This window comes from Achromobacter sp. (genome assembly GCF_050285585.1).
GTDB lineage: Bacteria > Pseudomonadota > Gammaproteobacteria > Burkholderiales > Burkholderiaceae_B > Achromobacter.
Genome location: NZ_JBLZXF010000010.1, coordinates 13,427 through 35,398, shown reverse-complemented (window position 1 = coordinate 35,398; position 21,972 = coordinate 13,427). Strand labels below are relative to the sequence as shown.

21 protein-coding genes and 1 tRNA gene are annotated in these 21,972 nt (G+C 66.2%); 11 read left to right on the top strand and 11 right to left on the bottom strand.

What is annotated here, in order from left to right; all coding sequences use genetic code 11:
- Nucleotides 1-350 precede the first annotated feature (350 nt).
- Entirely contained in the window at nt 351-1,262 is a 912-nt protein-coding gene (gene rfbD / locus ACN6PJ_RS15555; RefSeq protein WP_427996758.1) for a dTDP-4-dehydrorhamnose reductase, read from the bottom strand.
- Nucleotides 1,263-1,449: 187 nt separating this feature from the next.
- Between rfbD and ACN6PJ_RS15550 the strand changes: the two genes are divergently transcribed.
- A complete protein-coding gene (locus tag ACN6PJ_RS15550) occupies nt 1,450-2,193 on the top strand; it encodes a response regulator (RefSeq protein WP_427996757.1) in 744 nt (247 codons plus the stop codon).
- Nucleotides 2,194-2,224: 31 nt separating this feature from the next.
- Here ACN6PJ_RS15550 and hemN read toward each other — a convergent pair whose 3' ends face one another.
- Nucleotides 2,225-3,655: an oxygen-independent coproporphyrinogen III oxidase gene (gene hemN, locus ACN6PJ_RS15545; RefSeq protein ID WP_427996756.1), complete on the bottom strand. Its 1,431-nt coding sequence runs from the start codon at nt 3,653-3,655 to the stop codon at nt 2,225-2,227.
- A 100-nt stretch (nt 3,656-3,755) separates the two neighbouring features.
- On the opposite strand from hemN, the gene ACN6PJ_RS15540 reads away from it, so the two are divergent.
- From ACN6PJ_RS15540 to ACN6PJ_RS15505, 8 genes are all read left to right on the top strand, one after another.
- A complete protein-coding gene (locus tag ACN6PJ_RS15540; RefSeq protein WP_427996755.1) occupies nt 3,756-4,022 on the top strand; it encodes a hypothetical protein in 267 nt (88 codons plus the stop codon).
- A gap of 219 nt (nt 4,023-4,241) precedes the next feature.
- Nucleotides 4,242-4,973, top strand: a complete 732-nt coding sequence (locus ACN6PJ_RS15535; RefSeq protein ID WP_427996754.1) for a FadR/GntR family transcriptional regulator — start codon at nt 4,242-4,244, stop codon at nt 4,971-4,973.
- A 245-nt stretch (nt 4,974-5,218) separates the two neighbouring features.
- Nucleotides 5,219-6,793, top strand: a complete 1,575-nt coding sequence (locus ACN6PJ_RS15530) for an ABC transporter substrate-binding protein (protein WP_427996753.1) — start codon at nt 5,219-5,221, stop codon at nt 6,791-6,793.
- 97 nt (nt 6,794-6,890) lie between these two features.
- Nucleotides 6,891-7,898 (top strand): ABC transporter permease, encoded by a 1,008-nt coding sequence (locus ACN6PJ_RS15525; protein ID WP_427996752.1) that lies wholly within the window; start codon nt 6,891-6,893, stop codon nt 7,896-7,898.
- Nucleotides 7,895-8,734, top strand: a complete 840-nt coding sequence (locus ACN6PJ_RS15520; RefSeq protein ID WP_427996751.1) for an ABC transporter permease — start codon at nt 7,895-7,897, stop codon at nt 8,732-8,734. The genes ACN6PJ_RS15525 and ACN6PJ_RS15520 overlap by 4 nt, the downstream gene beginning before the upstream one ends.
- A 48-nt stretch (nt 8,735-8,782) precedes the next feature.
- Nucleotides 8,783-10,414: an ABC transporter ATP-binding protein gene (locus ACN6PJ_RS15515; protein WP_427996750.1), complete on the top strand. Its 1,632-nt coding sequence runs from the start codon at nt 8,783-8,785 to the stop codon at nt 10,412-10,414.
- Between the two features lie 46 nt (nt 10,415-10,460).
- Entirely contained in the window at nt 10,461-10,751 is a 291-nt protein-coding gene (locus ACN6PJ_RS15510; protein ID WP_043545202.1) for a cupin domain-containing protein, read from the top strand.
- Between the two features lie 46 nt (nt 10,752-10,797).
- A complete protein-coding gene (locus ACN6PJ_RS15505) occupies nt 10,798-12,579 on the top strand; it encodes an IlvD/Edd family dehydratase (RefSeq protein WP_427996749.1) in 1,782 nt (593 codons plus the stop codon).
- Nucleotides 12,580-12,597: 18 nt separating this feature from the next.
- Here ACN6PJ_RS15505 and ACN6PJ_RS15500 read toward each other — a convergent pair whose 3' ends face one another.
- Both ACN6PJ_RS15500 and ACN6PJ_RS15495 read right to left on the bottom strand, forming a co-directional pair.
- A complete protein-coding gene (locus ACN6PJ_RS15500) occupies nt 12,598-12,993 on the bottom strand; it encodes a YbaN family protein (protein ID WP_427996748.1) in 396 nt (131 codons plus the stop codon).
- Between the two features lie 54 nt (nt 12,994-13,047).
- Nucleotides 13,048-13,764 (bottom strand): hypothetical protein, encoded by a 717-nt coding sequence (locus ACN6PJ_RS15495; RefSeq protein ID WP_427996747.1) that lies wholly within the window; start codon nt 13,762-13,764, stop codon nt 13,048-13,050.
- Nucleotides 13,765-13,968: 204 nt separating this feature from the next.
- Between ACN6PJ_RS15495 and ACN6PJ_RS15490 the strand changes: the two genes are divergently transcribed.
- The gene (locus tag ACN6PJ_RS15490) at nt 13,969-15,354 is read left to right on the top strand and encodes a ferredoxin reductase family protein (RefSeq protein WP_427996746.1); all 1,386 of its coding nucleotides are present in this window, start codon (nt 13,969-13,971) and stop codon (nt 15,352-15,354) included.
- 24 nt (nt 15,355-15,378) lie between these two features.
- Here ACN6PJ_RS15490 and ACN6PJ_RS15485 read toward each other — a convergent pair whose 3' ends face one another.
- Both ACN6PJ_RS15485 and ACN6PJ_RS15480 read right to left on the bottom strand, forming a co-directional pair.
- On the bottom strand, nt 15,379-15,852 hold the full coding sequence (locus ACN6PJ_RS15485; RefSeq protein WP_427996745.1) for a thioesterase family protein: 474 nt from the start codon (nt 15,850-15,852) through the stop codon (nt 15,379-15,381).
- 62 nt (nt 15,853-15,914) lie between these two features.
- Nucleotides 15,915-16,109 carry a hypothetical protein gene (locus ACN6PJ_RS15480; protein WP_427996744.1) on the bottom strand — a complete coding sequence of 65 codons (195 nt, stop codon included), beginning with the start codon at nt 16,107-16,109 and terminating at the stop codon, nt 15,915-15,917.
- Nucleotides 16,110-16,364: 255 nt separating this feature from the next.
- On the opposite strand from ACN6PJ_RS15480, the gene ACN6PJ_RS15475 reads away from it, so the two are divergent.
- A complete protein-coding gene (locus ACN6PJ_RS15475; RefSeq protein ID WP_427996743.1) occupies nt 16,365-16,898 on the top strand; it encodes an anti-virulence regulator CigR family protein in 534 nt (177 codons plus the stop codon).
- A 212-nt stretch (nt 16,899-17,110) separates the two neighbouring features.
- Here the strand turns inward: ACN6PJ_RS15475 and ACN6PJ_RS15470 are convergent.
- From ACN6PJ_RS15470 to ACN6PJ_RS15450, 5 genes are all read right to left on the bottom strand, one after another.
- A tRNA-Val gene (locus ACN6PJ_RS15470) sits at nt 17,111-17,187 on the bottom strand.
- Between the two features lie 159 nt (nt 17,188-17,346).
- Entirely contained in the window at nt 17,347-18,033 is a 687-nt protein-coding gene (locus tag ACN6PJ_RS15465; protein ID WP_427996742.1) for a phosphoribosylanthranilate isomerase, read from the bottom strand.
- A gap of 60 nt (nt 18,034-18,093) precedes the next feature.
- Nucleotides 18,094-19,191 (bottom strand): TRAP transporter substrate-binding protein, encoded by a 1,098-nt coding sequence (locus ACN6PJ_RS15460; protein WP_427996741.1) that lies wholly within the window; start codon nt 19,189-19,191, stop codon nt 18,094-18,096.
- Between the two features lie 51 nt (nt 19,192-19,242).
- A complete protein-coding gene (gene truA, locus ACN6PJ_RS15455; RefSeq protein ID WP_427996740.1) occupies nt 19,243-20,052 on the bottom strand; it encodes a tRNA pseudouridine(38-40) synthase TruA in 810 nt (269 codons plus the stop codon).
- A gap of 3 nt (nt 20,053-20,055) precedes the next feature.
- Nucleotides 20,056-21,945: a type IV pilus assembly protein FimV gene (locus ACN6PJ_RS15450; protein ID WP_427996739.1), complete on the bottom strand. Its 1,890-nt coding sequence runs from the start codon at nt 21,943-21,945 to the stop codon at nt 20,056-20,058.
- Nucleotides 21,946-21,972: the final 27 nt, after the last annotated feature.

Genomic DNA, 21,972 nt, shown 5'->3' with positions numbered 1-21,972 from the left:
ATTTCCTGGGAGGTTCTTGGAACTAAAAAATCAAAAAACGGAAACGAAAAACGCGGCCTTGAAGCCGCGTTCCTTTGATTTGTCTTGCTGAGTTCTGCCGCTGACCTGACACGGAGAAACCCGACGCACGAAAAAACTAACGCGACATAGGGCGAAAGTTCCGGGTCGTAGTTCGTGCCAGCGGGAAAAACATGGTGTTGGGGCCTGTCCGGGACGCGCCTTCGGCGGCGCGAATCAAAATGGCGACACTGCGCGATCGCAGCGGCAACAAAAGTTGCGTTTATCGTCCACGATTGTAGCACTATTTACGCCTGCCTGTGGCGAAAGCGCCACAGTGCGCGCTGCGCGGCCTAGAGCAGGCCGCGGCTGCCCGACAGGGCAGCCAGCGCGTGGACAACGCCGTCCTGCCAGGGCGGCGCATGGATGCCGAAGACGCGGGCGAGCAGCCCGGTATCCAGGCAGGAATTCAGGGGCCGCCGCGCCGCGGCCGGACACTGCGCGGAAGGCACCGGTTCGATGTCCTCCGGATTCAAATTGACCGGCAGGCCGGCGCGCCGGGCCTGGGCGGCGATGAAGCGGGCGTATTCGTGCCAGCTGGCCTCGCCCGCCGCCGCCAGGTGATAGAGGCCGAACGGGAACCCCTCCCTCCCGTTCGCCAGGTAGCGCGCCACCGCCAGCGCCGTCACATCGGCGATGAAGGACGCACCCGTCGGCGCGCCGCGCTGATCGTCCACGACGCGCAACGCCTCGGCCTGGCGCAGCGCCATCAGCACGGTCTTCAGGAAGTTGTCGCCGAAAACCCCATAGACCCAGGAGGTCCGGAACAGCAGGTGGGCCGGGTTCGTGGCCGCGACGGCCCGCTCGCCGGCCAGCTTGCTGCGGCCGTAGGCGTTCAGGGGCGCCGGCGCGTCCGCCTCGGTGTACGGGGCGGCCTTGGCGCCGTCGAATACATAGTCGGACGAGTAATGCACGATCAGCGCGCCACGGCTGGCGGCAAGCGCGGAAAGCTCGCCCGCCGCTTCGCCATTGATCCGCATGGCCCGCACCGGGTCCTCTTCGGCGCGCTCGACGGCCGTATAGGCCGCGGCATTGACGACCACGTCGGGCTTCTCCCTCCGGACCAGCCGCGCCAGATGCAAGGGATGGGTCAGGTCGCAATCGCGCCGGCCCGCCGCCACGACCGCGCCCAGCGGCGCAAGACTGCGCCGCAGCTCGAATCCCAGTTGGCCATCCTTGCCCAACAGCAGAATCTTCCTGGTCATGAGTCCGGTCCCGGTCTAGCGGCCCAGGGCCTGGTCACCCTGGGGTGCAACAGTCTGATTTTGGCGCGTTTCCGGTGCGAATGGCCAGGCGAAACCGTAATCTGCCCACTCGAATTCTAGGACTGTTGGCGAACTCAGCGCGAAGCCGGCCGCCGGCTCCGCCTCCAACCCGATCGTGGAAGCACAGATGAAACATGTCCCAGCGCGCAACCCCGCAGCGCTTCCTTCTTCCCATCCCGCACGCAACGATGCGGGCAACCCTCAGGGCGCGCGCCAGCACCTGCTTCTGTCGCGCCTGCCGCCCGTCGTCAAGGTGGCCATCCTGGACGACCATCCCGTGATCGCGGTGGGCGTCGGCGCCTACCTGGAAAGCCGGCCCGGCTTCCGGGTCCTGCACCGGGAGACCTCCTCGCGGGGCCTGCTGGAAAAGCTGTCCCATTCCCCCTGCGACGTGGCGCTGGTGGATTTCTACCTGCCCCAGGAGCCCTGGGACGGGGTGAGCTACCTGCGGCGCCTGCGCCGCTATCACCCCAACATGGCGATCATCACGTTCTCGGCCGGCAACCGCCAGGAAACCCAATACGCCGCCTTCCGCGCGGGCGCGAACGGATACCTGGCCAAGCAATGGGGCATGGGCCTGCTGCCGGAAATGATCCGCGGCGTGCTGAGCGGCAGGCACAAGTTCCTATCGGTGCGCGAGGGCCGGATCCACGCCCAGGAGCCCACCGCGCCGCACGAAACGCTCACCGCCTCGGAAGTGGAGGTACTGCGCCACATCAGCCAGGGCCTTTCCGTCACCCAGATCGCGGCGCGGCTCGTGCGCAGCAAGAAGACGATAAGCACGCACAAGCGCTGCGCCATGCGCAAGCTGCAGCTTTCCGACGATCTGTCGCTGGCGCTGTACCTGCGCGAAAAGTTCGCGCTTGCATGACGGCGGGCTGCTGCCCCGGTGCGCCGCCGCCCTAGATGATGCGGGAGTAGCTGGCGCCGCTGGCCGCAGACTGCAGATAGCCGTCGAACGCCATCGCGACGGCACGCACGAAGTACCAGCCCAGGTCGGTCACCTGCAGCTCTCCCGGCCGCAGGTCCACCAGGCCGAGTTCGGCCAGGTCGGCCATCTGCAGCAGCTCTGCGCCGAAATACTCGCCAAACCGCAGCTTGTGCCGCGCCTCGATCCGCTCGAAATCCACCCGGCCCTGGCACATGACGTCCATGATGACCTCGCGCCGCACCAGGTCGTCCGAACTCAGCGCCAGCCCTCTTTCCACGGCGAAACGCCCCGCCTCGATGGCGGCATAGTACTCATCCAGCACCTTTGCGTTCTGGCTGTAGGTATCGCCGATCCGCCCGATGGCCGAGACGCCCAGCGCAACCAGATCGCGGTCGGGCTGGGTGCTGTAGCCCTGGAAGTTGCGATGCAGTTCGCCGCGCTGCTTGGCGATCGCCAGTGAATCGGAATCCAGGGCGAAATGATCCATGCCGATGTAGGTGTAACCCTGCTTCAGGAAGCCGTCGATCGCGGCGCTCAGCAGGCCGACCCGCGTGGCGCGTTCCGGCAGATCGGCCTCGTTGATGCGGCGCTGAGGCTTGAAGCGCGTGGGAAGGTGGGCATACGCGTACAGCGCGATGCGGTCCGGCCGCAGCTCGATGACCTGTTCGATGGTGCGCGCGAAGGATTCCGTGGTCTGCAAGGGCAGGCCGTAGATCAGGTCCACGTTGACCGAAGCGTAGTCCAGTTCCCGGGCGCTGCGCACCAATGCCTGCACGTCCTCGAACGACTGCACGCGATGTACCGCGACCTGCACGCGCGCATCGAAATCCTGGACGCCGAAACTCAGGCGGTTAAAGCCCAGCTTGCGCAGGTGGGCCAGGCGTTCGGGCGTCGCCGTGCGCGGATCCACCTCGATGGACAGTTCCGCGTCGGGCTGAAAACGGAATGCGCGGCGCAGGTCCGCCATCAGCCGGTCCAGCTCGGCGTCGGACAGGAAAGTGGGCGTGCCGCCGCCGAAATGCAGTTGAGAAACCGGCACGCCCTCGCCCAGTTCCTGCGCGTGCAGGCGGATCTCGGCGGCGAGCGCGTCCAGATAGCGGGCAGCCCGGCCGTGCTGGCGGGTCACTACCTTGTTACAGGCGCAGTAATAACAGACCGATTCGCAGAAGGGAATGTGCACATAGAGCGACAGGGGTTCGTCGGGACTCGTCGCGCGCCGCTGCCTCAGCGCCAGCCGGTAGTCCAGTTCGCCAAAGCCGGCGTGGTAGCGGTCCGCGGTGGGATAGGAGGTGTATCTGGGCCCGTTCTTGTCCAGCCTGGCCAGCAGCTGGGGCGGAAAAAGGGGCTTGGCGACCGCGGGCGCCTGGGGGTCTGACGGTAGAGGACGTAGAGCGGCTTGCATACCTTGGATTATTCGCCTGTGCCGGCCGCCCCCATTTGATCTTGCGCAAACCTTGGCCCGTAAAATGAGCCCATTCAAGCCACACGACGAGGAAACCACAATGGGCACTGAACTGGATGGCCGCTTGCTGGCCATGCGCCAGGCCTTGGCGATCGCCATCGCCCTGTCCACCCGCAGCAGCCCGCAAGCCACCGGCATGGCGCTGGAGCTGCTCAACGACCTGAAAGCCAGCCTGGACGACACCCCGTCGGACAGTCCCTTCGACACCCCCGAATGGGTGGCCGGCGCGCACGACGAACTGGACGGCATCGCCCGCCTGGTCCGCGCTTTCACCCAGACGCCGGAACCTGACGGCGAGCCGCAGTAGCCATCCCCGGGCGCAGCCGTCCAGGCGCGCGCCCACCTTCCATTCCTGCTTCCCTCCATCGGGATCACACCGGCCCTAGCTGGCCTGACCACCGCCGCGAAAGAGGTGGAATCCCTGTGATCGTTTTCCCTTGAAACGTGAAATTCCCCTTTTTATTCAATGAGGGGATGCCTATATTGGTGGCCTGACCACTGGCATGCGTTCTCGCTACCCCGACAGATGAGCACCTTCCAAGCCGTAGCCATCACCCGCCTGTATCGCGTGATCGCCGACCAGATCGCCGGTCGCATCCGGGCGGGCGAATTTCCCCGCGGCGGCAGGCTGCCGTCCGAAAGGGAATTGGCAGAGCAGCTCCAGGTCAGCCGCGCGTCCATCCGCGAAGCCCTGATCGCGCTCGAAATCGAAGGTTATGTGGAAGTGCGCGTCGGCACCGGAGTTTTCGTCACCCGGGAAGGCGCCGGCTTCCCCGCGGCCTCCGGAGCGTGCGCAGGCGTCGAACAGGAGCATGACGACATCGGCCCGTTCGACCTGCTGGAGGCCCGCATGCTGATCGAACCCGAGTGCGCGGGCATGGCTGCGCAGCAGGCCTCCCCGGCGCAGATCGCGGCCATCCGCGACGCCCACGAAGGCATGTCGCTGACGGACTCCCCGGGCCGGCACGACCGCGACTTCCACAATGCCATCGCCGCGGGCTGCGGCAATGCCGCCGTGGCGGCGGCGGTAGCCCGGCTGTGGGAATTGACGCAGGCGAGCTCCGTATACAGCCGCATGCAGGATTATTTCGTCAACACCAAGGTCTGGGCGGCGGCCCACGCCGAGCATCAACGCATCCTGGTCGCGATCCAGGCGCGCGATCCGATCCGGGCGCGCCACGCCATGCACGCGCACCTGCTCGGCATCCTGGCGCGCCTGCGCGAAGACTTCGGCGACGACAACCCTCATCACCGGTAGCGCCCATTCATTCCATGAGGTCACCGCCATGCCACAGCGACTTATCGATTGCGCCTGCCGCGCACCGCCGGTTTCGCCGCCATGGTGCATGGCGCGTTGAAGAGCACCCCGACGAAGCATTGTTGTAGCGGCTCCACCCGTAGTACCCCTGAAAACGCAGGTGGCATGCAGTTTGCTTGCCGGACAGGGCATCCGCCCCGCACCGGCAGACACCTGTCACACCCTTTCAAGCCCGGAGGCTCGCAGTGAAATCGCAAAAATGGTTCTCCTTGAAGCTCGGCGCCCTGGTCCTTGCGGCCGCGCTGCCCGCCACGCAGGCCCTGGCCCAGACCAAGGGCGGCACCCTGAACATGATCGTCCAGCCCGAGCCGCCCGTGATCGTCACCGCCATCAACCAGCAGGGGCCCACGCAATTCGTGGCGGGCAAGATCTATGAAAGCCTGCTGACCTATTCCACCGACCTGAAGCCCCAGCCAGGCCTCGCCAAATCCTGGGAGGCCTCGCCGGACGGCCTGACCTATACCTTCCACCTGCAGGAGAACGTCAAGTGGCATGACGGCAAGCCCTTCTCCTCCGAAGACGTGGTGTTCTCGCTGGCGGACATGCTGCCCAAGACCCACGCCCGCGCACGCGTGATTCTGAACAAGTTCGTGGATTCGGTGCAGGCGCCGGACGCGAAAACGGTCGTCGTGAAGCTGAAGTCGCCCTTCCCCGCCTTCATGCTGATGTTCGAGCCGGGCTTTGCCCCCATCATGCCCAAGCATCTCTATGCCGGCACCGACTACATGACCAACCCGGCCAACCAGAAACCGGTGGGCACGGGCCCCTTCATGTTCAAGGAATGGAAGCGCGGCGAATACATCAAGCTGACGCGCAATCCTGACTATTGGAAGCCGGGCAAGCCCTACCTGGACGAGCTTGTCTTCAATGTGATCCCCGACGCGGCCTCCCGCGCCGTGGCCTTCGAGCGCGGCAGCGTGGACGTGCTGCGCGGCGGCGACGTGGACAACGTCGACATCAAGCGCCTGCGCGCCCTGCCCAAGGTGGAGTACACCACGTCCGGATGGGAGATGTTCTCGCCCCAGGCGTACCTGATCTTCAACATGCGCAAGCCGCCCTTCGACAATCTGAAAGTGCGCCAGGCCGTGATGGCCGCGATCAACCGCAACATGGTGGTCAACAACATCTTCTTCGGCCTGGGCAAGGTATCCACCAGCCCCTTCGTCCCCTCCGAGATGTTCTACGACAAGAACATGCCCCCGCTGCCGTTCGACATGAAGAAGGCGCGCGCGCTGATCAAGGAATCCGGAATCAAGCCCGAGGACTACACGATCCGCCAGTTGAGCTTCCCCTATGGGTCCACCTGGGACCGGCTGGGCGAATACACCAAGCAGGCGCTCGAACAGCTCGGCTTCAAGGTGAACGTGGAGTCCACCGACGCCGGGGGTTGGGCCAGCCGCACCGGCAACTGGGACTTCGACATGACGACCACCTACACATACCAGTACGGCGATCCCGCGCTGGGCGTGCAGCGGCTCTACGTTACGTCGAACATCGTCAAGGGTTCTCCGTTCGCCAACGTGCAGGGCTACAGCAATCCCGAGACCGACAAGCTCTGGGAGGCGGCCGCCTCGGAAGTGGATCCCGCCAAGCGCCAGGAGATCTATACCAAGCTGCAGACCACGCTGGTCAACGAGATCGCGAACGGTTTCCTGGTGGACATGGAATTCCCGACGCTGTATCGCTCGAACGTGAAGAACCTCGTCAAGACCGCGATCGGCCTGAACGACACCTTCGACGACGTGTACATCGAGAAGTAAGCGCCGCCGTGCGCCGCCGCGGACGGCTGCCGCGGCGGCGCATCCCGCGGCCGCGCGACGGACGCACGCCCCGCCCGTTCACGGAGGAGCCCCACGCATGAAATTCCTGTCTTTCCTCTTGTCCCGCATCGGCAAGGCCCTGGTGGTCGTGCTGGGCGTGGTGATCATCAATTTCTTCCTGATCCGCCTGGCGCCCGGCGATCCCGCCGCCGTCCTGGCGGGACAGGCGGGGGCCGGCGACGCCGCCTACGTCGAACAGCTGCGGGTGGCCTTCGGGCTGGACAAGCCCATCATGACCCAGCTGCTGCTGTACCTGAAGGGCGTGGTCCAGCTGGACCTGGGGTTCTCGTATCGCAACCACGTGCCGGTCCTGGACCTCATCGTGGAGCGCCTGCCCGCCACCTTCCTGCTCATGTCCTGCGCCTTTGTGTTCTCCATCCTGCTGGGCGTGTTCCTGGGCGTGGTGGCGGCCAAGGCGCGCTACCGCAACAAGCGCCGCTGGATCGACAGCTCGGTCATGACGGGCGCGCTGCTGCTCTATGCCACGCCGCTCTTCTGGCTGTCGCTGATGGGCATTCTGCTGTTCTCGGTGGTGCTGGGCTGGCTGCCGGCCTTCGGCATGGAAACCGTGGGCGCCGGGCTGTCCGGATGGGCCCGCGCCGGCGACATCGCGCTGCACCTCATCCTGCCGACGGTAACGCTGGGCTGCTTCTTCATGGCCGTGTACGTGCGCTTGACCCGAGCGTCGATGCTGGAAGTGATAGGCATGGACTTCGTCAAGACGGCCCGCGCCAAGGGAGTGAGCCCGGGCCGCGTCATCCGCGCCCACGTGCTGCGCAATGCCCTTTTGCCGGTCATCACGTTCGCCGGCATCCAGCTCGGCCAGATGGCGGGCGGGGCCGTGCTGACCGAAACCGTCTTCGCATGGCCCGGCATCGGCCGGCTGATGTTCGACGCGCTGCTGCAGCGCGACTACCAATTGCTCCTGGGCATCTTCCTGGTCACGTCCATCATGGTGGTGGCGTTCAACCTGCTGACCGACGTGCTGTACCGCCTCATCGACCCGCGCATCGCCGCGGGCGCACAGCAAGGAGCCGCCGCATGAAGGCTTTCGCCCGACGCTATATGCGCAACTATGGCGCGGTGGCCGGCCTGATCATCATTTTGATCGTGGTCGTCGTCGCCCTGGCCGCGCCGCTGCTGTACGAAGAGTCGCCATGGATGATGGTGGCCGATCCGCTGATCCCGCCGTTCACCAATGCCGACTACCCTTTCGGCACCGACATGCTGGGCCGCGACATCACGGCGGGCCTGGTCTGGGGCGCCCGCGTATCGTTGATGGTGGGCTTGCTCTCGACCGCCGTGGCCCTGGTCTTCGGCATTCTGGTGGGCTCGATCGCAGGCTACTGCGGCGGCCGCGTGGACGATGCGCTGATGCGCTTCACCGAGTTCTTCCAGACCATCCCGCAGCTGGCGATGGCCGTCGTGCTGGTGGCCATCCTGAGCCCCTCGATCTATTCGATCATGGGCGCCATCGCCATCGTGTCGTGGCCGCCGGCCGCGCGCCTGGTGCGATCGGAATTCATGACGCTCAAGCAGCGCGAGTTCGTGCAGGCCGCCATCGTGATCGGACAGACGCCGGCCCGCATCGTCGGCACCCAGATCCTGCCCAACGCCATGTCGCCCATCATCGTGTCCGCTTCTTTCATGGTGGCGACCGCGATCCTGACCGAATCGGCGCTGTCCTTCCTGGGCCTGGGCGACCGCAACCTGATGAGCTGGGGCTTCATGATCGGCGCCGCGCGCACCATGATCCGCGAGGCGTGGTGGATGAGCGTCTGGCCTGGCGTGGCCATCCTGCTGACAGTGCTGGCCATCAACCTGATCGGCGAGGGCCTGAACGATGCGCTCAATCCGCAGCTGCGCAAGCGCGGCGACTAGGGCCCGCGCCCTGCCTACTTTCATGCGAACAGGCCTTAGGATGACGACATGACCGAACCCACGCCTTTGCTGTCCGTCCAGAACCTCAGCATCGCCCTGCCCCGCGGCGGAGACCGCGCCTACGCCGTGCAGGACGTCTCGTATGACATCCGGTCCGGCGAGATCCTGTGCATCGTCGGCGAATCGGGCTCGGGCAAGTCCATGAGCGCAAACGCCATCATGGGCCTCCTGCCCGACTACCTCGCGCCGCAGCAAGGCCGTATCCTGTTCCGCGGCCAGGACTTGCTGCGGCAGGACGAAACGGCCCTGCAGGCCATGCGCGGCAAGGACATGGCGATGATCTTCCAGGAACCGCTCTCGGCGCTGAACCCGCTGATGACGGTGGGCGAACAGATCAGCGAAGTGATGCGCGTGCACAATGCCTATCCCGGCGCACAGCGCGTGGCGCGCGCGCTGGAGATGCTGGCCTTCGTCGGCCTGCCCGATCCGGCCACCCTCTACCACGTATATCCGTTCCGCCTGTCGGGCGGACAGCGCCAGCGCGTCATGATCGCCATGGCCCTGGCGCTGGAGCCCGCGCTGCTGATCGCCGACGAGCCCACGACGGCGCTGGACGTCACGACCCAGGCGCAGATCCTGGCGCTGATCGCCCGCATCCAGAAGGAAAAAGGCATGGGCGTGATGTTCGTGACCCATGATTTCGGAGTCGTGGCCGAGATCGCGCATCGGGTGGCGGTCATGGAAAAAGGCATCCTGGTGGAACAGGGGCCGGCGGACGAGGTGCTGAACCGGCCGCGCCATCCCTATACGCAGCGGCTGATCGCCGCCGTGCCGCACCGACGCGGCGACGAACGCGCGCCGGCCGAAGGCGACCGGCCCGTGCTGGACGTCAGGAACCTGAAGAAGACCTACGTCGTCGGACGGGGCTGGCTGCGCGGCAAGCGCGAAGTGCACGCGGTGGATGACGTCAGTTTCAGCGTGCGGCGCGGAGAGACGCTGGGCATCGTGGGCGAATCCGGCTCCGGCAAATCCACGATCGGCAAATGCCTGCTCAAGCTGGTGGGCATCGACGGCGGCCAGCTCGTCTTCAACGGCCAGGACATCGCTTCCATGCCGGAAGCGCGCTTCCGGCCGCTTCGCCACGACATCCAGATGATCTTCCAGGATCCCTATGCCTCGCTCAACCCGCGCCATACCGTGGGCCGCATCATCAGCGACGGCCCGGTCGCCAATGGCGTGCCGCGCGCCCAGGCCGAGGCTCGCGCACGCGAGTTGCTATCGCTCGTGGGATTGGATCCATCCGCCTTCGATCGCTATCCCAACCAGTTCTCCGGCGGGCAGCGCCAGCGTATCGGCATCGCCCGGGCGCTCGCGCTGGAGCCCAAGGTGCTGGTGGCCGACGAATCGGTATCGGCGCTGGACGTCTCCGTGCAGGCCCAGGTGCTGCAACTATTGCACGATCTGCAGCAACGCCTGAAGATTGCGCTGGTATTCATTACCCATGACCTGCGCGTGGCCGCCCAGATCTGCAATGCCGTGCTTGTCATGCACCGCGGCAAGGTGGTCGAGTACGGCTCGCCCGCCCAGATCTTCGACAACCCTCGGCATGCCTATACCCGGCAGTTGATCGCCGCCGTGCCAGGCCAGCACTGGGATCCTTCCCGGGCGCAGGCAGCCTGAAACGGTTTTTCGCGCTTTCACCCTTCATCCCCAAGGAGAACCACCCATGCAACGCCCCGCAGCCATACCGACCGTGCAGATCGACAATGAGCAGGTCACCGTCACCGAATGGCGCTTCCCGCCCGGCGGGGAAACGGGATGGCATCGCCATGGCATGAACTACGTCGTCGTCCCGCAGACCACCGGCCCGCTGCTGCTGGAAACCCCCAACGGCGAGGTCACCAGCCAGCTCACCACCGGGGTGGCCTATTACCGCCCCGTGGGAGTGGAGCACAATGTCATCAATCCCGGCGATACCGAATTCGTATTCGTCGAAATCGAACTCAAGCGCGCGTAGCGGAAGCGGCCGGGCCGTCACGCAACGGGCGCAAGCGGAGGTTCCCATGCCACAGACTCCCCGCAGGCTGCGCAGCCAGAAATGGTTCGACGACCCGGCGCACGCCGACATGACCGCCATCTATGTCGAACGCTATCTCAACTACGGTCTGACGCGGCAGGAACTGCAATCGGGACGGCCCATCATCGGCATCGCCCAGACGGGCAGCGACCTGGTGCCCTGCAACCGCCACCACATCGCGCTGGCTGAACGCATCAAGGCGGGCATCCGGGACGCGGGCGGCATCCCGATGGAGTTTCCCGTGCACCCGCTGGCCGAGCAGGGGCGGCGGCCCACCGCCGCGCTGGATCGCAATCTGGCCTATCTGGGCCTGGTCGAGATCCTGCATGGCTATCCGCTGGACGGCGTGGTGCTGACCACGGGCTGCGACAAGACCACTCCCGCCTGCCTCATGGCCGCGGCCACCGTCGATATTCCCGCCATCGTGCTTTCGGGCGGGCCGATGCTCGACGGCTGGCACGAAGGCAAGCGCGTGGGCTCGGGCACCATCATCTGGCACGCCCGCAACCTCATGGCCGCGGGCAAGCTGGACTACGAAGGCTTCATGACCCTGGCCACGGCATCGTCCCCGTCCATCGGGCACTGCAACACCATGGGCACGGCGCTGTCGATGAATTCGCTGGCCGAAGCGCTGGGCATGTCGCTGCCCACGTGCGCGAGCATTCCGGCCCCCTACCGGGAGCGCGGCCAGATGGCCTACGCCACCGGCATGCGCATCTGCGACATGGTCCGCGCGGACTTGCGGCCCAGCCATATCCTGACCCGGCAGGCGTTCGAAAACGCCATCGTGGTGGCTTCCGCGCTCGGCGCCTCCAGCAATTGCCCGCCGCACCTCATCGCCATCGCCCGGCATATGGGCGTCGACCTGAGCCTGGCCGACTGGCAGCGGCTGGGCGAAGACGTGCCGCTGCTGGTCAATTGCGTGCCGGCCGGCGAGTATCTGGGCGAGAGCTTCCACCGCGCGGGCGGCGTCCCCGCCGTGCTTCATGAGCTGGCCGCCGCCGGACGCCTCCATGCCGATTGCCCCACCGTGTCCGGCCAGACGATCGGCGAGATCGCGGCCGCGGCCCGCCCCCACGACGCGGAGGTCATCCGCAGTTGCGACGCGCCGCTGAAGCACCGGGCGGGGTTCATCGTCCTGTCGGGCAATTTCTTCGACAGCGCGATCATCAAGATGTCGGTCGTGGGCGATGCGTTCCGCCGCGCCTATCTCTCCGAACCCGGCTCCGAAAACGCCTTCGAAGCGCGCGCCATCGTGTTCGAAGGCCCCGAGGACTACCATGCCCGCATCGAGGATCCGGCGCTGAACATCGACGAGCGCTGCATCCTGATCATCCGCGGCGCCGGCGATGTCGGCTACCCGGGCAGCGCGGAAGTGGTGAACATGGCTCCGCCATCCTATCTGCTCAAACGCGGCATCGATTCCTTGCCCTGCATGGGCGATGGCCGGCAGAGCGGCACGTCGGCAAGCCCCTCCATCCTGAACATGTCGCCGGAGGCCGCGGTGGGAGGCGGCCTGGCGCTGCTGCGCACCGGCGACCGCATCCGAGTCGACCTGAACCAGCGCACGGTCACCGCGCTGGTGGACGAAACGGAAATGGAGAAACGCAGGCAGGAGCCCGGCTATCAGGCGCCCCAATCGCAGACGCCCTGGCAGGAACTGTATCGGCGGATGGTCGGCCAGCTTGCGACCGGAGGCTGTCTGGAGCCCGCCACGCTCTACCTGAAGGTCGTGGAAACCCGCGGCGATCCCAGGCACTCGCATTGAACGCGAGGCCGCGGGCGCCTATTCCCGGTCACCCCTGCCGCCTGGGCCCGGCTCGCGCGGCGCCGGCCGCGTAAGCACGTAGGCGGCGCTGGCCAGGAAGAAAACGCCGACGGCGGAGGCGAGCAGCCACGACGGGTGCGCGCCCCACCAGAACAGCACATACCCGACCGCCATCCCCAGGCAGGCATAGGTCTTGCCCTTGCCCGACACGGCCCCCTGGTCGCGCCAGGCGCGCAACGCGGGGCCGTAGGTCGGGCTATCGAGCAGCCATTTTTCCAGCCGGGGCGACGAGCGCGAAAAGCAGGCCACCGCCAGGATCAGGAAAATCGTCGTGGGCATGACCGGCAGGAACGCGCCGATGATGCCCAGCGCCAGCATCAGGCAGCCCAGGCACAGCCATAGCACTCTCATCATGATGGGCGGCGGGATATCGGGAAGGTGGTGGACATTGCGGGGGGGCAGGCCCGCTCAGGGCTGCGCTGGCTCCGGCATTTTCACGCGCAGCCGTTCCACGAACGCCGGGCTGGGCTGGCCGCCGGCGGCGCGCGACTTGAAGATCATGGCCCAGGCATCGGAGTACTGACCCCGCCGATAGAAAGCGGACGCCCACGAGGCATAGAGGCGGCCTTTGTCCGGCTCGACTTGCTCGCCCTTGCGAAACATCGCGTCGGAACGCAAGGTCGCCGCCACGCGCGCCTCCGGAGGCAGGGTCTTGTCCTCGGCGGCGCAACGCGCGGCGGTGCGGCCGGCATCCGCATAGGACCCGCGGAACGACCGAGGATCCAGGCTGAGCGCCCGGTCCATCATGTTCATGGCGTCGCAGAACCTGCCTTCGTCATGCAATACCGCGGCAAAGCCGGCGTAGACCTCGGGATTCTTCGAATCCAGCAGCCAGGCCTGATTGAACCGGCGCATGGCCATGCCCGGCTGATCCGCCCGGTAAAAGCGGTAGCCCTGCTCCACCCAGGCCCGGGACGCGCTCGCTCGGGACCCATAGGACTGCGTAGCCTCGGCGATCAGTTTGTCGTCGGCCGCCCTCAAATCGGCGGCGGCGGATCTGTCCGCGCCGCCATACATCGGCGCCTCATCGAGCCGGGCCTTTGGCGCTGCCGGACCGCCGCCGGCCGCGCAGCCGGCCAGCCACAGGGCGGGCAGCAGAAGAAGGGACCTGGCGGTCTGGCGCATGGAGGGCGAGTCCGAATCTGAAGGAACACCGCAATATACCGTAGCGGGCGATCCCGGCCGCCGCCGCGCGCCCCAAGGCGGAGGAGCCGCCGTCATGAACGGCGGATGAACGCCCCCTTCAGAATGGGTTCATGGCGACGCTTCCAGAATGGTCTGCGACGTCCGGCGGGCTGCCGGCACTGCGAACCTCATTGGAAGACCATCATGCGTATCAAAATGGCTATGGGTATCTGGCTGCTGGGCATCACGCTGGCGTGGTTGGCGGTCGCGCCCGCCGATCCGGGCGTGCTGCCTCTCGTCGACCCGCAGGGCGCCGCTTCGGGCGGATGGCAACTGCGCCAGCATGCCCTGTATCTTTCGGGACTTTGGAGCATCGGCCTGATGAGCCTCACGATGCTGCTGGCGCTACGCCTGCCTTGGCTGGAGCGTCCGCTGGGCGGAATGGACCAGGTCTATCGCCTGCACAAATGGGCCGGCGTCGGCGCGGCGGTCACCGCCATTCTGCATTGGGGCGCCAAGGAATCCAGCGGCTGGCTCAAGACGCTGTGGGGAACCGCCGGAAGACCCGGCCGCGATGCCGTGCTGCCCTGGCTTGCCGACTTCCGGGGCACGGCCAAGGACCTGGGGGAATGGGCCTTCTACCTGCTGCTGGCCATGGTGGCCATTACGCTGCTGACCCGGCTGTTGTCCTACAAGCCGTGGCGGCTCCTGCATCGCGCCATGCCGCTGCTGTTCCTGGCGCTGGCGCTTCACACGGTGGCGCTGATGCCCCTGGACTTCTGGGCTCTGCCGCTGGGCGTGCTCATGGGCGGCCTGCTGGCGCTGGGCAGCGTCGCGGCCTTGTGGTCGTTGGCGGGATGGGTCGGTCAGTCGCGCCGCCACGCCGGCCGCATCCAGGCCGTGCGCGTGCTGGGCGACGGCGGCCCGCAGGCGCCTGTCGAGGTGATCTGCGCCTTGCCGGCAAGCTGGCCAGGACATCGGCCCGGCCAATTCGCATTCGTGCGCTTTCACCGCGCCGAAGGCGCGCACCCCTTTACCATCGCTAGCGCGCCGGGCAGCCTGGGCGCGAACGAACGGGGCGAGTCCTTGCTACGCCTGATCATCAAACCGCTGGGAGACTACACCCGCAATCTGGGTCGACGCCTGCAGGCAGGCCAGCCGGTGGATATCGAAGGCCCCTACGGCCGCTTCGACGGCCACGGCGGCCATGGCCGCCAGCAGGTGTGGGTGGCGGGCGGCGTGGGACTAACGCCATTCCTCTCTCTGCTCGAGTCGCGCCAGCCGGGCGCCCAGCCTCCGCGCGCCGGCCAGCACCCCGCTCACATGCACTACTGCACCCGCGACGCCGCCACCGATCCCTTGCTGCCGCGCTTGCGCAAGCTATGCGAACACGCTCAGCCGCCGGTGGCGCTGACGGTGCATGGCGACGCGCAGGGCCAGCGCCTGACTCCGCGGGCGTTGGAAGCCGGCACGGCCGGTCCGATCGACATCTGGTTCTGCGGGCCCCAGGGCCTGGGCGACGCGTTGAGCGCGCATGCCGGCAGGCCGCGCTCCTGGCGGCTGCATCGGGAATCGTTTGCGATGCGCTGAACCGGAACGGGCAGCTACTGCCGCTCAGGCGCGCTTGAGCGGCAGTAGCCGCTGGTACCCTTCGGGCAGCGGATGCCCCGCATGATCCTGCACGGCGCCGGCCAGCCGCGCCGCCACCTCGGAGGGAAACGGCTTGGCGCGGCGCGTTTCCAGGTCCACGTGCAGGGACAATTGCTCCATGGTCGCGGCCAGGTAGCCGTCGCGCGCCTGTATCAGTTCCATCAGGCAGAGCAGCCTCTTGTCGTCCGCTTCCAGCAGGCGCAGGCGCAGTTCCAGCGGGTCGTCCGCCAGCACCTCGCGCCGGTAGGCGACGTGGATGTTCATCGTGTAGATGCCGCAACGCGTCTGGCGGGTGTAGTCCGAACCGACGCCGTAGCGGCCCAGCAGTTCGAAACCATGGCGGTCGAACACGCCCACGTAGTGAGCGGCATTCATGTGGCCATACTCGTCGATCCAATCGGGTTTGACGGCCAGGGACAGCGCGGGAAGTGCGGGCATGGTGGTCAGCTTTGGTTGTGGACCTGCAAGCATACGCCGGGTGCGGCGCGAGCGCCGCCGTTCTAGCGCAGCTTCTGCTCGTATAGATCCTGCGCCGCCCCGAGCGAGGCGCGCATGCCGTAAATCGTGCCCCCGCTGCCGCGGCTGAACCACAGCTCGTACTGCCATGAGCCTTCCACGAAGACCCGGCAAATAGTCCAGCCGGGCGGCCCCTGCCAGTAGTATTCGTCCCGCTGCGTCCATTCCACCTCAGCCATGCCCCGCCCCTAATCGGCCGAAACCGCGGCCGAAATTCATTACCATAAGGATGAAATATACTGTGTTTTTATACAGTATATAGGACTGATTCACGGGAGTCCGACACGGAATGCGGCGCATCCGCCCTCGAGGCGACCGGCCAGGGCAAGACACAAACCTCGGACCTGCTTACATCTTTATCAGTTTGGCCTCTACACCAAAAGAGCAGGCCAACTCTAGAATCGGCTCACTATACTTTCGGCTGAGTAGGAGCCATGATGACTCACCCCAACGCTAAGAAAATCGTCACTGCCGCGATCTGCTGTTTGTTCCTGGCCGGCACCGTGCTGGCCGCCCCTCCTGAAGGAAAAGGCAAGCCCGACAGCGCAGGCCAGGGCCAAGGGCAAAACAAGGGCAAGGGCAACAGCGGCGGCAATGGCTCCGGCAAGGGCAATAGTTCCGGCAAGGGCAATAGCGGCAACGGAGGTTCCTCCAAAGGAGGCGGAAACGGCTCCGGCGACGTCAACGTCACGCTTCGCCACGCCGGCATCACGATCTCCACCGCCAGAGGCTACGCGCAAGAATACGGGTTGTCCGGTTACAGCTCGCTGCCGCCGGGAATCAGGAAAAACCTCGCCCGCGGCAAGCCCCTGCCTCCCGGGATCGCCAAGAAGATGGTTCCGGGCCCCATGCTGGCCCGCCTTCCAGTCTATCCCGGCTATGAATGGCGAGTCGCCGGCTCCGATCTCATCCTTGTAGCCGTCGCCACGGCGATCGTCGCCGATGTGCTGTTCGACGTTTTTGATTGACGCAATCGCCCGTTCCTTCGATGCCCGCCATGCTCATCGGCCATGTTGGCCTCAGGGCGTCGAGGGAACGCATTAACTTGCGTAATGCGCCGGACCCAACTTCCGGTGCCATCGCTTGGTGCCATCGCTTCGCCGTGAAAAACAAAAAAGCCGCCAAGTTCGTAACTTGGCGGCTTTCTTTTTGCCGTGCTGTACAGCACTTTGCAGGAATTTGGTAGGCGGTATTGGAATCGAACCAACGACCTCCACGATGTCAACGTGGCGCTCTAACCAGCTGAGCTAACCGCCTGCAAAGAAGAAGAATTATATAGTGCTTTTTTGAACTGTGCAAATCGTCTTGGAAGATTTTTTGCAGATTTCATTTCGTTCGAAGCGGCTTGGCATCTTTGCCAGCGGCCTTGCCTAGCGGCTTGCGCCATGGCTGCTCCGAATCGCTTTTGCACTACTTTCAGGGCTGCTTATTCATCAGCACTGCTTCGCTCTTCAGCTTCGAATCTGCGGCTTGCACCGCAGCAACGAAGAACGAGATTCTATCAGAACTTTTTATTCCTTGCTCGACTTCCACGCCACTGCTGACATCCACGCCCCAAGGCTTCATCCATTGCACGGCCTGGCCGACATTTTCGGCGTTCAAGCCGCCCGAAAGAATCAGCGGACGCGAAATGGGATCGGCCCTGACCTCATCGAGCAGCGCATAGTCAAAGCCATGGCCGCTGCCGCCATAGCCCGCGCTGTAGCTGTCGAACAGCCAGCCCGCCGCTTCGCCGTAGGCGCGGCAGGTGGACGCCAGGTTTTCCGCGGTTTCCAGGCCCGGCGCGCCGGCGCGGAAGGCGCGCAGAAAGCGGTGGCCGTAGTGGGCGCAGTCCTGCGGCGTTTCGTCGCCGTGGAACTGCAGCAATTCCGGTCCGACCTGGTCCAGCACGGCTCGCACTTCATCCTGCGAAGGATTCACGAACAGCGCCACGACGTCGACGAAAGCCGGCACCATGCGGCGCAGCTGAGCCGCCCGCAGCGGGGTCAAGCAACGCTTGCTCTTAGGGTAGAAGACAAAACCTATCGCATCGACGCCCGCCGCAACGGCGGCGTCGATATCCTGTTCACGGGTCAATCCGCAGATCTTGATGCGTGTGCGCATGGAACTCATCACTTACGCCGTCGCCCCGCGCGACGGTTTGAATCAGTATATCCGCCGCGCCTAGGCGGCAGGCTGGCCCAGGGTTGCGACGAGGTTGTCGAAACTGCCTTCGGCCATGCGGAACCAGGGGACTTCCTTGTCGCGAAACGCGGCCATGCTCTCATACAGCTTCTTGAACATCGGGTCCTTTGCGCTCATCTCTTTATAGACGGCGAGAGACGCTTCGTAGCTTGCCTGCAGGACCGGCTTCGGAAACGCTTTCAACTGCGCGCCGCGAGACACGAGGCGGCGCAGCGCGTCCGGATTGCCGGCGTCGTACTTGGCGATCATATTGCCCGTGGCCATGCGGCAAGCCAGCGCAAGCGCGGACTGGTACGGCTTGGGCAGCTCGTCGTAGGCATCCTGGTTCACGTACAGCGACAACTGCAGCGTGCCGGCCCACCAACCCGGAAAATAATAGTTCCTGGCCACTTTATAGAGAGCCAGGCTTTCGTCGTCATAGGGGCCGATCCAGGCCACCGCATCCACGATGCCCTGTTCCAGCGCCGCATAGGTTTCGGCGACCGGCACTTCGACCGGCGTGGCGCCCAGCCGCGCCAGCACGTGGCGGGCGAATCCGCCGGCCTTCACTTTCAGCCCGCGCAGATCGTCGACCGTCTTGATTTCGCCGCGGAACCAGCCGCCCATCTGGGCGCCGGTATAGCCGCAGGGAAAGTTGAGGACGTTGTACTTGTCGAACAGCACCCGCGTGAGCGCCAGGCCTTCTCCCTGGGTCATCCATGCGTTCATCTGCCGCGTGTTCAGTCCGAACGGCACGCCGGCGTCGAAGCACAGCGCCGGATCCGTATCGAAATAACGGGTGGAAGCCGTATGGCCGCAATCGACCACACGATACTGCACGGCTTCCAGTACCTGGCCCGGCTGCACCAGATCCCCGGCTGGGAATATCTCGATACTGAAGCGCCCATCCGTTACTTCGGCCACATAACGGGCGACATCCTCCGCCCCGGCGAACAGCGTCGGCGACTCATTGGGAAAACTGGAGGCCAGCCGCCATGAGACCGTAGGAGCATCCTGCGCGAAAACCGGGGCCGCCAGGGCTGCCCCGCCGGTGGCGGCTCCCAGGGCGGTCTGTTTCAAAAACGCGCGGCGTCGCATGGCAAAAGCCTCCATCGGGCGCGGAAGGTGTCGCCGTTGCCGGCGGCTTCCCTAATAGGTTTGAGTAAACGGCGACAGCAGCTGCGAGCCGCCGTCGAGTTCGTCCAGACCGAACTCTTCGGGATATTCAATGGCGGACAGGTACAGCCCGTCCGGCGCGAACGTGGGCGCGCCGCGCTTGCGGTCGCGCCACGACAGGAGCTGCGCCATCCAGTCCACGGGCTCCCTGCCCTGCCCGACCTGCAGCAGCGCTCCCATGATATTGCGTACCATGTGATGCAGGAAGGCATTCGCCTTCAGCGTAAACACCAGGAACGGACCGCGCTCTTCGATGTCCAGCCGGTGCAGATGGCGCACCGGATGCTTGGCCTGGCATTGCGAGGAACGGAAGCTGGAAAAATCGTGCTCGCCCAGCAGCGCCCTTGCCGCCGCCCGCATGGCGTCCACGTCCAGCGGCTGAAAGCACCAGCCCGCGCGCCCCGCCCATAGCGCCGGACGCACCCGGCCGCGCCATAGCAAATAAACGTATGTCCGCGCGCGAGCCGAAAAGCGTGCGTGAAAATCGTCCGGAACCGGCTGCGCCCACTGGACGGAAATGCTGGGCGGCAGAAAGGCGTTCACGCCGCGCACCCAGGACTCCATCCTGCGGTCCAGCGCCGTATCCAGGTGGATCACCTGCATGGCGCCATGCACGCCGGTATCCGTGCGGCCCGCGCAAATCGTGGGGACCGGGCCTTCTACATCGCAAAAACGTCCCAGGGCGGCTTCCAGCGTATCCTGCACCGTCTGCCGGTGCGGCTGCGTCTGCCAACCCTGCCAGGCGGAGCCGTCATATGCCAGCCCCAATGCAACTCTAGACATGTATCAAACCTGTGGACCGCCGACCCGGCGCGGTTCGTCCGTGGGCGGTTCGTCCAGGTCGAGATTGATGCTATTGAGCTTGCGGTTCAGCGCTGCCGTGTCCAACGCCGGCTCGGTGTATTCGTAAGACTCCTCGTCATCGTCTCCGCGCCTTGCGCCCGCCCTGCGAAGCAGCCAGGCGATGGCAAACGCGATCAACGCCAGCACGGCGGTGACGATGACGAGCAGGTTGTCGGCCAGCCATGCGGGCATGTCCGACGTGGCATCCTTGCTGGGCGGCGTGACTGCGGCCTTGTCCGGCGAAGCAGTGCTCGGCGCGCCCGTTGCGCCGGGAGTGCCTGCCGCACCCGGCGTGCCCACTGCGCCCGCTACGCCCGGAGTGCCCGGAGCGCCCGCTGCGCCCGCTGCGCCCGCTGCGCCCGGCGGGGTGCCCGCTGCGCCCGCTGCGCCCGGAGTGCCCGGAGCGCCCGCTGCGCCGGGAGTGCCCGCGGTGCCGGGAGCGCCCGCTGTGCCGGGAGCGCCCGCGGTGCCGGGAGCGCCCGCTGTGCCGGGAGCGCCCGCTGCGCCCGGAGCGCCCGCTGCGCCCGGAGTGCCCGCGGTGCCGGGAGCGCCCGCTGCGCCCGGAGTGCCCGCGGTGCCGGGAGCGCCCGCTGCGCCCGGAGTGCCCGCTGTGCCGGGAGCGCCCGCTGCGCCCGGAGTGCCCGCGGTGCCCGGAACGCCCGCTGCGCCCAGAGTGCCCGCGGTGCCCGGAACGCCCGCTGCGCCCGGAGTGCCCGCTGTGCCGGGAGTACCTGCTGCGCCCGGAGAGCCCGTCGCGCCCGACGTGCCTGCGCCTGGCGTACCCGCGGCGCCAGGCGTGCCCAACCGTTCAACCGCCTTGTTCAAATCGTCGACGTTGCTTTGCAACTGATCCACACGCCCTTGGACATCCGCCATGGCGCGCTGGTTGGAGGTCCGGGCATCGGCCTGCGCTTCGGCCTGGGCGGACGCACTGTCGGCCGCAAGGCCCGAGGAAAGACGCACGCGGTCCTGCGGAGGCGTCGCCGTGGCGACGCCGTTATCGACGGGACGGGTAACGCTGCCCGATGCTCCGCCCTGCCCCTGGATGACGGAGGGATTCGCGGCGGACGCGGCGCCTATGCGCGAACGGTATTTCGCGAAGGCCTCGGCGTGTTCGTTGAAGATTCTGCGCGCCTCGGCCGGATCCACCGCGCGCACGGTGGCCGCGTCCGGGATCGACAGCTTCTTGCCCGCGCGCACCAGATTCATATTGTTCTGGATGAACGCCTCGGGGTTCGCGCGCCACAGCGCCACCAGCATCTGGTAGACGGACGCGTTGGGCACGGCGTTGCGTTGAGCGATTGCGAAGAGGTTGTCGCCGGTCTTCACGTTGACCGTCCGGCCGCCGGCCGGTCGGGACGGCGTGCCGACCGAGGCGGGAGTGACCTCGGCGCTGGTGCCGCGCAACGGCACCAGGATGCTGACCTGGACCTGCCGCTGCCCCGCACTGGAGCTGATGTCCAGCAGCAGGTCCACCGCCCCGCTGGCGGGCGGCTGCGCGGCCCGCACGCGCAGGTTCTTGCGCGTGGCGTCCATGCCGTCCTCGATGCGCACCACCATGCTGGCCAACGGCACCGGGGGCTTCAGGCCCGCGCGCTGCCATGCGGCCTCGTCGGCGACCGATACCTTCAGCGACGCCACCTCGTCGGGAGTCAGTTCCTGCAGCCCCACGACCGCCTGCAGCGGCGCGCCCGGCACGGAAACCACCCGCGAATGCCCCACGCGCATGGCCATCGCCGAGCCGCACACGCTTGAGCCAATCGCCAACGCAATCGCCCATTGCAGGGCTTTCAAACGGCGGGCATGCTTCACTTGGCGCGAACGCTGGGTCATAAGCTGGAATTCCGTTCTTGTAGTCGA